Genomic DNA, 12564 nt, shown 5'->3' with positions numbered 1-12564 from the left:
GCCCCCGATGCCCACGTACGCCGCCCCGCCTCAGGCGTCGGCATACGACACCCCGCCCCCGATGCCGACCTACGCCACCCCGCCTCCCGCTGGTGAGCCGTGGACCGCACCCGCAGGAGACCGCCCGTGAACGCCCCGCTCCCCGACGTCCCCGAGGTCCGTGTCGTCGGCCTGCCTCAGCTCACCCAGGGCTTCGACCTGGTCGAGCGGCTCGGCCTCGCCATGCACCTGAAGGTGCACGGGCCGCTGGATCCCATGAGCGGCGAGCAGCTCGCCCAGCTCGCGGACGACATATCCCTCCACGGCCGTGGAGGCGCGGGCTTTCCCTTCGGCCGCAAGCTCAGGGCGGTCGGCAAGGCGGCGATCCGCCGCGGCATACGCCCCGTGGTCGTCGTCAACGGCAGCGAGGGCGAGCCGGCCTGCCGCAAGGACACCGTGCTGCTCAACCGCGCCCCGCACCTCATCCTGGACGGCGCACTGCTGGCCGCCGAGGCGCTCGGCGCCCGGACACTGATCGTGGCCGTGACCCGTAACTCCACGGAGATCTCCATCCGGTCCGCGCTCGCCGAACGCGGCCTCTCCGACCGGCGTGGACAGGCTCTACGCGCGCGTGTCATCCGTACTCCCGAGCGCATGGTCTCCGGTGAGGCGTCGGCAGTGATCCGCGCGATCGGCGGCGGGCCCGCCCTGCCGCCGGGCCGCAGGGAACGCGCGGCCGAGTCGGGCGTGGGAGGCGCGCCGACGCTGCTGTCCAACGCGGAGACGTTCGCGCAGCTGGCCGTGGCCGCCCGGATCGGACCGCACCGCTACGGACACACCGGACTGGAGTCGGAGCCCGGCACGGTCCTGCTGACGATCTCCGGGGCGGTCGCGCGCCCCATGGTCGTCGAGGTGCCCACGGGCGTCCCTCTGCGGTACGTGCTCCAGCTGGCGGGGGCCCCGCTGCTCCCCCAGGGCGTCCTGACGGGCGGCTACCACGGCAACTGGATCGACTCGGTCTCGGTCGACAACGCCGTCGTCTCGCGCGCCTCCCTCGCCGCCGTCGGAGGCGCCCTCGGCGCGGGGGCGATCCTGCCGATCGGCCCGGAGACCTGCCCGCTCGGGGAGTCGCTGCGGGTCGCGAACTGGCTGGCGGCGGAGACGGCCGGCCAGTGCGGACCGTGCCGTCTCGGGCTGCCCGCGGCGGCGGGCGGTCTCTCCGACGTGCTGAACGGGGGCGGTCCGGCCGCGCTGGAGGCGCTGCGGGAGGTCACCCAGGCGGTGAAGGGCCGGGGCGCGTGCAAGCACCCCGACGGCTCGGCCCGCTTCTTCGCGTCGACCCTCTCGGCCTTCACGGACGACCTGGCCGCGCACGTCCTCGACGGCGGCTGCGGCCGTCCGACCGTCGGTGTGCTCCCGCTGCCCGCGCCTGGCTACCAGGACGCGGAGGAGTCGATCCCGAGCGGCGAGAAGCTGGCCGTGGACTGGACGCTGTGCCAGGGCCACGGGCTGTGCGCGGACATCGTGCCGGAGCTGATCAGGCTGGGCCCGGACGGCTATCCGGCGCTCGCCGACGCCTCCGTGCCGATGCATCTGCGGGGCCGGGCGCAGCGGGCCGTACGCCGCTGTCCCGCGCTGGCGCTCCGGATCGAGCAGCCGCCGCAGGAGCGGCCGGCCCTGCCGCCGAGCGGTGGCCGTAAGGCACTGGGCAGCGGCAGGGGTTGACACCCCGGCCCATGACGAAGAAGCGGACCATCCGATCCGGATGGTCCGCTTCTTCGTTCTGTGGAGCTAAGGAGAATTGAACTCCTGACCTCCTGCATGCCATGCAGGCGCTCTACCAACTGAGCTATAGCCCCGTGCTGTCCGTCCCGCTCCGGGTTTCCCCCGCGGCGACAGACAGAACATTAACCGGCTCCCCGTGGGATCACCAAATCGTTTCCCTGGGGCTCCGACGACGCCGGGTAGGGTCCCCCTCTGTGACCGTGTCCGTGCTCGCCAGAACCCGTGCCCGCCAGTGGCCTCTCGCCACCGCCGCGGCGGCCTGTCTCCTGTCGTTCATAGCTTTCTGGGTGGCCCAGAGGCTCGCCCACGTGAACATGCTCGACGTGATGGTCTACCGGGCCGAGGGGGAGACGGTCCGGGCCGGCGGCGACCTGTACGCGATGCGCGCCACCTCGGCGAACCTCGCCATGACCTATCCGCCCATCGCGGGGCTGCTGTTCGTGCCGCTGACGTTCGTCGGCGTCCCTCTGATGCGGACGCTGGCGACCGCGGGGAACCTGCTCCTCGTCGTCGCGCTGGTCCAGCTCTCCCTTCAGCTGGTCCGTCCGTCCCTGTCGGGCGCGCGGCTGTGGCGCACCACGTTCTGGGTGGCGGCGGTCGTCGTCTGGTGCGAGCCGGTGTGGACGACGCTGCGGTACGGGCAGATCAACCTGCTCATCGCGGTGGCCGTGCTGTGGGACTTCACACGCCGCGAGGGAAACCGCTGGGCGGGCGTGGGCATCGGTCTGGCGACTGCGGTGAAGCTCACACCGGGTCTGTTCGTGGTGTTCCTGCTGGCCGCAGGCCTGCTCCAGTGGCGCCGGGAGCGGCGCTGGAACCAGTGGCTGCGCACGGCCGCCACGGCGACGGCGGTGTTCCTCGGAACGACTCTGGCCGGCGCGCTGATCCTGCCGTACGACTCCAGGCGCTTCTGGACCGAGACGCTCTTCGAGACCGGCCGGGTCGGCTTCGCCGAGGAGACCGCCAACCAGTCGCTGCGCGGCGTGCTCGCCCGGCTGATGCACACCGACGACCCCGGCATGTGGTGGGCGTTGGCCGCGGCGGTGCTCGGAGGCGCGGCGATGGTGCTCGCCGTACGGGCGGCGCTACGCGGGGACAAGGCCCTGGCCGTGGTGGTGTGCGCGGTCACGGCGCTGATGATCAGCCCGATCTCCTGGTCCCACCACTGGGTGTGGTGCGTCCCGCTGCTCGTCCTGCTGGTCGACCGCCGCGACCGGGTGCGCCCGGCCTGGACCGCGGGGGCGGTGGCGCTGGTCTTCGCCTCGTTCGCGCTGTGGTGGGTGCCGCACGACCCGGGCCGTCCCGAACTCGACCAGAACGCCGGCCAGATGCTCCTGTCGGCGGTCTACCCGCTGACCATGACGGCGCTGTTCGTGGGGTACGCCCTCACGCCGCGGCGTCAGGCGGTGGCGAAGGAGTAGAACCGCTTGAGGGTGCAGTGCTCGTCGAGGAGGCGACCGTAGATCGGTTCCCCTTCGAGCTCGCGGTAGGTCTCGATCGGATCGCCTTTTATGATCAGCGCCCGCGCGCACTCCTCGCACCAGTACTGGTACTCGGCGTTGACCGGGTCCATGTCCCGGACGATGGGCGTACCGCTGCCGCACCAGTCGCATTTCCGCCTGTGTGCACCCATCACTCAGCTCCAGCTGTGGGCGTAGGGCGTGCACACATAGAACACTCCGCCGTCGTCACCGAGCATGTGGGCCACCTGGGCGGAACCCCACGAGGGGCAGTCGATCCGGAATCCGTCCCCCTCGACGGCGACGCGGACCGCGTCAGGGACCGCGGCGGGCTCGGCGACGGCATGGGCCTCGGCATCCTCGGCACCACTCACGGCCAACGCGCACTCCCCTCCGTCCGGACCCTCGTTCCCCTCCGGCCGTCCGATTCTGCCATGGCCCCGCAAGGGGGTCAGCGGGCTCGGCGTACCAGAGCGCTCGACGCGCCCAAGATCGACGCGGCGGCCAGTGCGAGAGCGCACGCCCACAGCGCGTCCGCGGAGCCAAACGCCCCTGGCATGTGCAGCCGGCCGAGGAAGAGGGTGCCGAAGGTCGCCACGCCGATCAGCTGGCCGAGCTGTGTGACGGTGGCGAGCAGACCACTGGCGTCGGCGGCGTCCTCGGGCCGTACGCCGGCCAGCGCGCCGGTCAGGGCGGGGCTGAAGGCCAGCGCGAGCCCCCCGCCCATGGCGGCGAGGGCGGGGTAGAGCAGCCAGCCACCCGAGTCGCCGCCCTTGAGGAGGCCTCCCATGGCCGGGGCGGCCGCCGCGGCGGTGAGGAATCCTCCCGGGATCAGGAAGCGCTGCGCGCGGGCGGGCCAGCGCCGCCAGGTGAGACCGATCACGCCGAAGACGACGGCGGCCGGGGCGAAGGTCAGCCCGGCGCGCAGGGCGCTGTACCCGAGCCCTCCCTGCAGGTGCAGGGTGATGGTGAAGAGGAACCCGGCGTTGACGGCCATCGCCACACCGATCCGGAACGCCGCCCGTCCGATGCCGGGGACCCGCAGGACGCGCGGGGCGATGAGGGGTGCGCCGCCCCGGCGGGCCAGCCGCGACTCGTACGCGCCGAAGGCGGCGAGGGCCACCGCGGAGGCCGCGAGCGAGATCCAGGACCACAGCGGCCACCCCTCCTCCTGCCCGAGGACCAGGGGCACGGTCAGGAGGGAGACGGCGGCGGCGAGCAGGACCAGGCCGGGCAGGTCGAGGGAGCGGGAGCGTTCCGGTTCGGTGCGTGCGTCGCGCGGCAGGAAGCGGGCGCCCAGGGCCAGCAGGGCCACTCCGATGGGCACGTTGACGAGGAAGACCGGCCGCCAGCCGCTGCCGAACAGATCCGCGCTGACGAGAACGCCGCCGGCGACCTGCCCCGCGGCCGCGCCGGTGGCCAGGACCGCGGAGTACGCGCTCAGCGCGCGGACACGGCCCTCCCCCGTGAAGTTCCGCTGGATGAGGCTGAGCACCTGGGGGATCATCAGGGCCGCCCCCGCGCCCTGGACGAGCCGGAAGGCGATCAACTGGCCCGTTCCCGCGGCGAGTCCGCAGGCGAGCGAGGCGGCGGTGAAGACGGCGAGTCCGCCGAGGTACGTCCTGCGGTGGCCGAGCCGGTCGCCGAGCCGCGCGCCGGTGATCAGCAGGACCGCGTAGGCGATGGTGTATCCGGCGACGACGAGCTGAAGTCCCGCTCCGGAGGCGTGGAGTTCGGTGCGGATGGTGGGCGCGGCGACGTTGACGATGAACACGTCGAGCAGCGCCATGAACTGGGCGGCGAGCAGCACCGCGAGCAGCAGCCGCGGCCGCTTGTCAGTGCCACCCTCTTTACTGAGTACGGGACGTGTTGTGGTCGTCGTCATGAGTGACAGCGTGACGGCGATCCGATACGGGTAACGAGAGCCCGCTGATGCTGGTACTGACACCACCTGGCAACGGCGGCACGGGGACTCGACCATGGGGGGTGTGACGACCTTGGCAACACCGACACCGACACCGACACCGCAGCGCCGCAGACACGAGCTGGCCGCGTTCCTGCGCAGCCGCCGGGCCCGGGTGGCTCCGGAGGACGTGGGCATGCCGCCCGGCCTGCGCCGCCGTACGCCCGGGCTGCGCCGCGAGGAGGTCGCCCAGCTCTCCGGCGTCGGCGTCACCTGGTACACCTGGCTGGAACAGGGGCGTCCGATCAACGCCTCCGCCCAGGTGCTCGACGCGGTCGCCCGCGTCCTCCGGCTCGACCGGCCCGAGCGGGAGCATCTGTACCACCTGGCGGAGGTGCCCTTCGCGCCCGACCACGGCGCCGAGGACGTGGACGTGGTCAGCCCGGAGATCCAGGGCATCCTCGACGCCCTCACACCCCATCCGGCGGTCGTCTACAACAGCCGGTACGACGTGCTCGCGACCAACTCCGCGTACCGCGTGCTCTTCTCCGTCCCGGAGGCCGTGCGGCCCGGTGTCCGCAACGTGCTCTGGACGCTCTTCACGATCGCCGACCATCGCTGTCCGGTCGTGAACAAGGAGCGCGAGCTGCCGCTGATGGTCGCCCAGATGCGCGGCGCGTACGGTCGGCACGTGGGCGAGCCCGTGTGGGAGTCGTTCGTCCGGCGGCTCTCGGAAGCGAGCCCGGAGTTCGCGCGGATGTGGCGAAGCGGCGATGTGGTCCCGCCCGGCAGCCATGTGAAGACCTTCCGCCACGACGCGGTGGGAGAGCTGCGGATGACGTCGGTGTCGCTCTCCATCAACGGGATGCCGGAGTGCCGGATCGTGGCCTACACGCCGAACGACGAGGAGAGCCGCGGGGCGATGGAGGTGCTGCGCGTCGAGGGAGTCGACACCTGGACGTGACGGACGGCCGGCGGCCGTGGCGGAAACGACGGATCCCGCCCCCCTGACAGGGGACGGGATCCGGTGACTGTGGAGCTAAGGAGAATTGAACTCCTGACCTCCTGCATGCCATGCAGGCGCTCTACCAACTGAGCTATAGCCCCTCGTGTTCTTCGCGCTCCGCGCTGCGAACAAGAAGAACTTTAGCCTGTGACCTGCCGGAAAGTGAAATCCGGGTCGGCGGGCGGCTCAGTCGTCGTCGCCGAGGACCGGCTCGGGCAGCGTGCCGGCGTTGTGCTCCATGAGCCGCCAGCCGCGGGCGCCCTCGCCGAGGACCGACCAGCAGCAGTTGGAGAGCCCGCCGAGGCTCTCCCAGTGGCGCGCCTCCAGATCCAGGAGCCGGCCGATGGTGGTGCGGATGGTGCCGCCGTGGCTCACGACGACGAGCGTGCCGTTCTCGGGCAGCTTGTCGGCGTACTCCAGGACCAGCGGGGCCGCCCGGTCGGCGACCTCCGTCTCCAGCTCGCCGCCGCCCCGGCGCACGGGCTCGCCGCGCTTCCAGGCGGCGTACTGCTCGCCGTACCGCCCCACGATCTCGTCGTGGGTCAGCCCCTGCCACTCCCCCGCGTACGTCTCGCGCAGGGCGGAGTCGTGCGCGACGGGGTGACCGGTGAGCGCGGCCAGCTCGGCCGCGGTGGCCGCCGCCCGCTTCAGGTCGGAGGCGATGATCGCGTCCGGCTTGAGCGAGGCGAGCAGCCGGGCGGCCCGGCGCGCCTGGGCGACGCCGGTCTCGGTCAGCTCGATGTCCGTGGAGCCCTGGAAGCGGCGCTCCAGGTTCCACGAGGTCTGACCGTGCCGCCACAGAACGATGCGGCGGCCGCTGCCGCCCTTGGTCGTGCTCAGCTCAGCTCACCGTCCGTCCCCTCGGCGGCACCCGTCAGCTCGGCGTGCTCGGCGGCCTTGCCGCGGGTCTTCAGGGCGTCCTCGGGGAGGGGCAGCTCGGGGCAGTCCTTCCAGAGCCGCTCCAGGGCGTAGAAGACCCGCTCCTCGCTGTGCTGGACGTGGACGACGATGTCGACGTAGTCCAGGAGGATCCAGCGGGCGTCGCGGTCGCCCTCGCGGCGGACCGGCTTGGCGCCGAGCTCCTTGTTGAGCCGCTCCTCGATCTCGTCGACGATCGACTTGACCTGGCGGTCGTTGGGCGCGGAGGCGAGCAGGAAGGCGTCGGTGATCGACAGCACATCGCTGACGTCGTACGCGATGATGTCGTGCGCGAGCCGGTCGGCCGCCGCCTGGGCGGCGGCGTTGACGAGCTCGATGGAACGATCCGTGGCGGTCACAAGCAGGCTTTCGTCGGCGGTCAGAGACACATCAAGGGTCTCACGTACCGCCGACCGCCCCGCAAACCATTACGAGCAGGTCACTTCTTGCTCCCGGGGATCTTGTAATCCTGGCCCAGGACCGCCGTGACATCGGCGCTTCCGGAGGTCTTGCCCTTCTTGACCGCGCTGTCCGGGAGGCCGAGCGTCTTGGCCACCTCTCCGGCCGTCGCCTTCTGGTCGTCGTCGCCGTAGAGGACCTGCGAGGTCTTCTGGGTCTCCGCGTCGGCGCCGCCCACGAAGGCGAAGCCTCCGTTGACCAGGACGACCCTGGCGGCCTCGGTGGCGTCCTTGCCGGTCGCGTCGCGGAGCGAGACACGGACCGCGGCGCCCTGCTCGGGGGCGGTGACCTTGCCGCCGAGGATGTCCTTGACCACGCTGTCGGCCGCGCCCTCGTCGAGCGAGCCGTCCTGCTCCACCGGGAGGAGCGCCGTCTTGTAGTCGCCGCCCTTGGCGTGCTCGGCCAGCTTGGCGAGCGAGGCGCCGAGATCCTTCTCCGGCAGCGAGGGGTCGAGGATCATGACGAGCGTCGCGATGGTGTCCGCGTTGGCCTTCGGGTCGTCGGACATCTTCCGGAGCACGGCGTACATGACCTGGCCGAAGCGCTGAAGCTGCTTGGCCTCGGCCTCGCCGGGCGCGCGGTAGGTCGCGTAGGCGACGGCGGCGCGGCCGTTGAGCGTCTGGTTCTCGCCCTTGGTGACGAGCGGGTCCTCGCCCTTCTTGTCGCTGGGCACGGTGACGTCGGTGGTCAGGTCGATGTTGCTGACGATCTCGACCAGGTTCTCCAGGTACGGGGTGTCCAGCCGCCACGTGCCGGTGATCTTCGTACCGAGGAGGTTGCCGATCGCCTCGCGGGTGCCGCTGGATCCGTCGTCCTCGACGGACTTGGCGAGCGTGGTCCCGGCGCCCTCGTCGTCGGCGACGGAGAGGGTGTTGGGGAGCAGGACGGTGGTGCCCTGCCCGGTCGTGGTGTTGTCGACCAGCAGAGCGGTGGAGGTGCCGCCGCCCTTGAGGTCGTGGAGATGGACGACGATCGTGTCGCGCTTCTGCGGGCCGGTCGCGGTGTTCTGCTTCTGCTCCTCGCCGGAGATACCGGGGAGCTTGCCGGCGGACCAGAGGTAGCCGACCCCGCCGACGGCGGCGAGGGCGAGGACCACGATCAGGGCGACGACGCGGTTGCGGCCGCGGCGCCTGGCCTCCTCGCGCCGCTCGGAGCGGCTCTCGGTGAACTTCAGCCAGTCGATGACGTCTTCGGAGTCCTCGTCGGGCTCCTCGATGAACGAGAACTGCTCGGTGCGGTACTCGCGCGCTCCGTCGTCGTCCGCCGGCGCTGAGCGCTGGCCCGGTACGCCGGCCGGAGCGGCCACGGGGGCGGCGGGAGAGGGCGCGGCGGGGGCGGGAGCGGTTTCGGCCTGGACGGCCCACTGCTGTCCGGTGTCGTACGAGGAGTAGCCGTAGCCCTGCTGCTGTGCCTGCTGCTGCGGCTGCCCGTACGGGTCGTACTGAGGCTGCTGCGGCTGCCGGAGGGCTTGGGGCTGCTGCTGGGGCTGGACGGGCTGCCCGTAGGCGTCGTAGCCGTACGCCTGCTGCTGCGTGTGCTGCGAGGTGTGCTGTTGCGGGGCGTGCTGCTGCTGAGCCGCGTACGGGTCGTACGCGTCGTACGGCTGCTGGGCCTGCGGTGGGACCTGCTGGTACACCGGCTGCCCGTACTCGTCGTAGCCGATGATCTGCGGCTGCGGGTAGTACGGGTCGTACGGGTTCTGATCGTTCACCGGTGCCCCTCTCCGAGGCTCACTCGCCGCGGTACAACTGGCGCTTGTCGATGTAGCGCACCACACCGTCCGGCACCAAATACCAGACCGGATCGCCCTTCGCGACCCTCGCCCGGCAGTCGGTGGAGGAGATGGCGAGCGCGGGAATCTCGACGAGCGAGACGCCGCCCTTCGGCAGGCCGTCGTCCGTGAGGTCGTGGCCCGGCCGGGTGACGCCGATGAAGTGGGCGAGCGAGAACAGCTCCTCGGCATCACGCCACGTGAGGATCTGCGACAGCGCGTCGGCCCCCGTGATGAAGAAGAGGTCCGCCTCGCCGTTGAGCTCGCGCAGGTCACGCAGGGTGTCGATGGTGTACGTCGGCCCGCCGCGGTCGATCTCGATACGGCTGACCGAGAACTGCGGGTTGGACGCCGTCGCGATGACGGTCATCAGATAGCGGTCCTCGGCCGGCGAGACGGCCTGCTGGCTCTTCTGCCACGGCTGCCCGGTCGGCACGAACACCACCTCGTCGAGGTGGAACAGGGCGGCCACCTCACTGGCGGCCACCAGGTGTCCGTGGTGGATCGGATCGAACGTTCCGCCCATCACGCCGAGTCGGCGCCTGCCGCGGCCGCCAGTAGGCATTTCCTGCTCTCCCATGCGTGCAGAGCCTACTGGCACGGCAGCGGGCGTCTTCGGTCCGGCCGCCGGCTCAGCGGTCGCGGTTGAAGCGGGTGGTGATCCACAGCAGCAGGAGCAGCGCGCCGAGCGCGCCGAAACCGGTGAGGTAAGGGTTGAGGCTGTCGTGGTTGCCGCCGTGCTCGGCGCCCTCGGCGAGCATGACCAGGTTGGCGGCGGTGCTGTGGAGGCTCATCTTCAACAGGACCTATCGATCGGGGACGGAGCGAAGACTTCGCGCACATCGTATGCGGGCCGTCCGGGCACGCTCACGCCGACTCAGTCGTTGTGCGGGCTGTCGTACCCCGTCGTTGTCCACCATGCCCGAGTTATCCACAGGCTCCGGCGTCCGGGGACCCCAGCACCTAGTCTGGGATTCGTCAGGGGGACGAGCAAGGTCTCGTACGAACAGGGGGCATCCATGACCGAGAAGTCCGACAACGACCAGGGGAACGTGCCGAGCAGGCAGCGCAAGCGCTTCCCCGGCATCTCCTCACGTGCCTACGAGCATCCCGCGGACCGGTCGGCGCTCGTGGCCCTGCGCAAGCTCTCCGGCTTCGACACGGTCTTCAAGGCGCTCAGCGGGCTGCTGCCCGAGCGCAGCCTTCGACTGCTCTTCCTCTCCGACTCCGTGCGGGTGAGTGACGCCCAGTTCACGCACCTCAACGACATGCTGAGGGACGCGTGTTACATCCTGGACCTGGAGAAGGTCCCCCCGATGTACGTCACCCAGGACCCGAAGCCGAACGCGATGTGCATCGGCCTGGACGAGCCGATCATCGTGGTCACCACGGGCCTCGTGGAGCTGCTCGACGAGGAGGAGATGCGGGCGGTCGTCGGCCACGAGGTGGGCCACGCCCTCTCCGGCCACTCCGTCTACCGCACGATCCTGCTGTTCCTCACCAGCCTGGCCGTCAAGGTCGCCTGGATCCCGCTGGGGAACGTGGCGATCATGGCGATCGTGACGGCACTGCGCGAGTGGTTCCGCAAGTCCGAGCTGTCCGCCGACCGGGCGGGCCTCCTGGTCGGCCAGGACGTGCACGCCTCGATGCGCGGACTGATGAAGATCGCCGGCGGCAACCATCTGCACGAGATGAACGTGGACGCGTTCCTCGCCCAGGCCGACGAGTACGAGAAGGGCGGCGACCTCCGGGACTCCGTCCTGAAGATCCTCAATGTGCTCCCGCGCACGCACCCGTTCACCACGGTCCGCGCGGCCGAGCTGAAGAAGTGGTCCGAGACCCGGGACTACCAGCGGATCATGGACGGGCACTACCCGCGCCGGTCGGAGGACAAGGACACCTCGGTGACCGACTCCTTCCGGGAGTCGGCCGGGCACTACGCCGACTCGGTGCGCACCAGCAAGGATCCGCTGATGAAGCTGGTCGGCGACATAGCCGGCGGCGCGGGCGACCTGGCGGGCGACCTGGGCGGGAAGCTGCGCAGCCGGTTCGGCGGCGGCGCCCCGCGCACCGACGGCGGTACGGGCGGCCGCGGTGACGGTGACGGCGGCGAGGGCGGCACCGGTGACGGCAGCGGCGGCGGTCAGAAGGAGGGCTGAGCGCTCGGGGCGAGGGTCCCGCAGAGCGAGGAGACGGCCGGCCGGCTGGTGGCGTACGGGTCGGTGACGGCCGATCCGGCCGGGTCGGTGGCCCGCTCGCCCGCGAGCAGCGGGCGGAGGGTGCCGTCGGTGTCGGGTCCGCACGCCTGCGGGCCGGCCTGGACGGTACTGGCCAGCAGTTCGGCGCGGTGCATCCGCAGGTCCTCGCGGTCGAAGCGGAAGTGCGTCTCGCGGTGGACGGTGAAGAGGGAGGCCTCGCCCACGGGCCCGGCGCCGGGGGCGGCGGGGCGCAGGGCGTAGGTGAAGGTGTGGTCCGCGGTGACCTCCAGCATGTCGGTGGCCGTCTCCGCGAAGCGGAGGGTGCCCTGGACACGGATGCCGGGGGCCGCCAGGGCGACCTCCGCCGGGTCGAACCGCACCAGCCAGCCGGCCACCGCGTGGCGCCCGTCGTCGAGCGAGTCCTCCACGCTCTGGTCGAACTGCGCCAGCTGGTCGGGGTCGAGCAGCAGCCGGGCGGGGCGGACCGTCACGCCCGTCAGGACGTCGGGCTCCAGGGACGAGGCCACCAGATAGTCCTTGGCGATGCTCAGGGCGGTCACGACCTGGCTCTCCGAGAAGTGCGTGGTGCGTCCGGTGACCGGGAGGTTGATGCCGGCGGCGCCCGTGCGGTATTCGGCGGCGGGGCTGTGCTCGAACAGCTGGGCGGGCTCGCCGCCCGGCACCGCGCCCCGCGGGGCGAGCGAGACGACGGTGGTCCGCAGTGGTTCGGCCCGCTGGTCGACGGGGGGCTGGTAGGGGTTGCGGACGCCGAGGTAGATGGCGGTACCGAAGGCGAGGAGGATCAGCAGGACCAGCAGGACGGCCTGGCGGGAGCCGCTTCTGGCCTCCCGGGTGGGGCGGGAGCGGACGGCCTGGGAGTGCTCTCCCATCCGTTCCTTCGCGGAGAACTCCTGGAGCCGGGCAGCGCGGACGAACGACTCGTCGAAGACGACGGATCGGTACTCGTCCTCACCACCGCCGGGGTCGGGAACCGGCCCCTCAGGCGGGTCGCCACGCCCTGCCATACCTTCAGAGTAGGTCGGACGCGGCTCGGGTAAACGCCGAGCTGCGCGACAAGTTCCCAA

General features: G+C 71.3%; 13 protein-coding genes and 2 tRNA genes. 4 read left to right on the top strand and 11 right to left on the bottom strand.

Annotated features, from left to right (window positions below):
- The first annotated feature begins 126 nt into the window (after nt 1-126).
- Nucleotides 127-1704, top strand: coding sequence for an NADH-quinone oxidoreductase subunit NuoF family protein (locus M5362_RS06240; protein ID WP_260226318.1), 1578 nt, complete (start codon nt 127-129; stop codon nt 1702-1704).
- Between the two features lie 61 nt (nt 1705-1765).
- On the opposite strand, the gene M5362_RS06235 is transcribed toward M5362_RS06240, so the two are convergent.
- Nucleotides 1766-1838 (bottom strand) — tRNA-Ala (locus M5362_RS06235).
- 120 nt (nt 1839-1958) lie between these two features.
- Here M5362_RS06235 and M5362_RS06230 point away from each other — a divergent pair.
- A complete protein-coding gene (locus M5362_RS06230) occupies nt 1959-3185 on the top strand; it encodes a glycosyltransferase 87 family protein (RefSeq protein WP_260226317.1) in 1227 nt (408 codons plus the stop codon).
- Here the strand turns inward: M5362_RS06230 and M5362_RS06225 are convergent.
- The 3 genes from M5362_RS06225 to M5362_RS06215 all read right to left on the bottom strand — a co-directional run bounded on the left by M5362_RS06225 (nt 3164) and on the right by M5362_RS06215 (nt 5109).
- The gene (locus M5362_RS06225; protein WP_260226316.1) at nt 3164-3397 is read right to left on the bottom strand and encodes a hypothetical protein; all 234 of its coding nucleotides are present in this window, start codon (nt 3395-3397) and stop codon (nt 3164-3166) included. The genes M5362_RS06230 and M5362_RS06225 overlap by 22 nt on opposite strands.
- Before the next feature lie 3 nt (nt 3398-3400).
- Nucleotides 3401-3598 (bottom strand): hypothetical protein, encoded by a 198-nt coding sequence (locus M5362_RS06220; RefSeq protein WP_260226315.1) that lies wholly within the window; start codon nt 3596-3598, stop codon nt 3401-3403.
- A 77-nt stretch (nt 3599-3675) separates the two neighbouring features.
- Nucleotides 3676-5109, bottom strand: coding sequence for an MFS transporter (locus M5362_RS06215; RefSeq protein ID WP_260226314.1), 1434 nt, complete (start codon nt 5107-5109; stop codon nt 3676-3678).
- Nucleotides 5110-5203: 94 nt separating this feature from the next.
- Between M5362_RS06215 and M5362_RS06210 the strand changes: the two genes are divergently transcribed.
- The gene (locus tag M5362_RS06210) at nt 5204-6091 is read left to right on the top strand and encodes a helix-turn-helix transcriptional regulator (protein ID WP_260226313.1); all 888 of its coding nucleotides are present in this window, start codon (nt 5204-5206) and stop codon (nt 6089-6091) included.
- Nucleotides 6092-6161: 70 nt separating this feature from the next.
- On the opposite strand, the gene M5362_RS06205 is transcribed toward M5362_RS06210, so the two are convergent.
- From M5362_RS06205 to M5362_RS06180, 6 genes are all read right to left on the bottom strand, one after another.
- A tRNA-Ala gene (locus M5362_RS06205) sits at nt 6162-6234 on the bottom strand.
- 85 nt (nt 6235-6319) lie between these two features.
- Nucleotides 6320-6973 (bottom strand): histidine phosphatase family protein, encoded by a 654-nt coding sequence (locus tag M5362_RS06200; RefSeq protein WP_260226636.1) that lies wholly within the window; start codon nt 6971-6973, stop codon nt 6320-6322.
- The gene (rsfS, locus tag M5362_RS06195) at nt 6970-7410 is read right to left on the bottom strand and encodes a ribosome silencing factor (RefSeq protein ID WP_260226312.1); all 441 of its coding nucleotides are present in this window, start codon (nt 7408-7410) and stop codon (nt 6970-6972) included. Before rsfS ends, M5362_RS06200 begins: the two co-directional genes overlap by 4 nt.
- Before the next feature lie 80 nt (nt 7411-7490).
- Complete coding sequence (locus tag M5362_RS06190) at nt 7491-9221, bottom strand: LCP family protein (protein ID WP_260226311.1); 1731 nt, start codon at nt 9219-9221, stop codon at nt 7491-7493.
- Nucleotides 9222-9240: 19 nt separating this feature from the next.
- Entirely contained in the window at nt 9241-9861 is a 621-nt protein-coding gene (gene nadD, locus M5362_RS06185; protein WP_260226310.1) for a nicotinate-nucleotide adenylyltransferase, read from the bottom strand.
- 52 nt (nt 9862-9913) lie between these two features.
- Nucleotides 9914-10075 carry a hypothetical protein gene (locus M5362_RS06180; RefSeq protein ID WP_260226309.1) on the bottom strand — a complete coding sequence of 54 codons (162 nt, stop codon included), beginning with the start codon at nt 10073-10075 and terminating at the stop codon, nt 9914-9916.
- A gap of 225 nt (nt 10076-10300) precedes the next feature.
- Between M5362_RS06180 and M5362_RS06175 the strand changes: the two genes are divergently transcribed.
- The gene (locus M5362_RS06175) at nt 10301-11440 is read left to right on the top strand and encodes a M48 family metallopeptidase (protein WP_260226308.1); all 1140 of its coding nucleotides are present in this window, start codon (nt 10301-10303) and stop codon (nt 11438-11440) included.
- On the opposite strand, the gene M5362_RS06170 is transcribed toward M5362_RS06175, so the two are convergent.
- Nucleotides 11425-12504 (bottom strand): hypothetical protein, encoded by a 1080-nt coding sequence (locus M5362_RS06170; protein ID WP_260226307.1) that lies wholly within the window; start codon nt 12502-12504, stop codon nt 11425-11427. The two genes, M5362_RS06175 and M5362_RS06170, sit on opposite strands and share 16 nt — an antisense overlap.
- Between the last annotated feature and the right edge of the window lie 60 nt (nt 12505-12564).

The organism is Streptomyces sp. Je 1-79, assembly GCF_025195125.1.
Lineage (GTDB): Bacteria > Actinomycetota > Actinomycetes > Streptomycetales > Streptomycetaceae > Streptomyces.
The sequence above is the reverse complement of the archived record's forward strand: the minus strand, read 5'-3'. Positions and strand labels throughout refer to the sequence as shown.

Excerpts from the sequence above, each read along its gene's own strand:
- nadD (WP_260226310.1), bottom strand. The coding sequence starts at position 9,861 with ATGGGAGAGCAGGAAATGCCTACTGGCGGCCGCGGCAGGCGCCGACTC.
- M5362_RS06170 (WP_260226307.1), bottom strand. The coding sequence starts at position 12,504 with ATGGCAGGGCGTGGCGACCCGCCTGAGGGGCCGGTTCCCGACCCCGGC.
- M5362_RS06210 (WP_260226313.1), top strand. The coding sequence starts at position 5,204 with ATGGGGGGTGTGACGACCTTGGCAACACCGACACCGACACCGACACCG.
- M5362_RS06215 (WP_260226314.1), bottom strand. The coding sequence starts at position 5,109 with ATGACGACGACCACAACACGTCCCGTACTCAGTAAAGAGGGTGGCACT.
- M5362_RS06175 (WP_260226308.1), top strand. The coding sequence starts at position 10,301 with ATGACCGAGAAGTCCGACAACGACCAGGGGAACGTGCCGAGCAGGCAG.
- M5362_RS06225 (WP_260226316.1), bottom strand. The coding sequence starts at position 3,397 with ATGGGTGCACACAGGCGGAAATGCGACTGGTGCGGCAGCGGTACGCCC.
- M5362_RS06180 (WP_260226309.1), bottom strand. The coding sequence starts at position 10,075 with ATGAGCCTCCACAGCACCGCCGCCAACCTGGTCATGCTCGCCGAGGGC.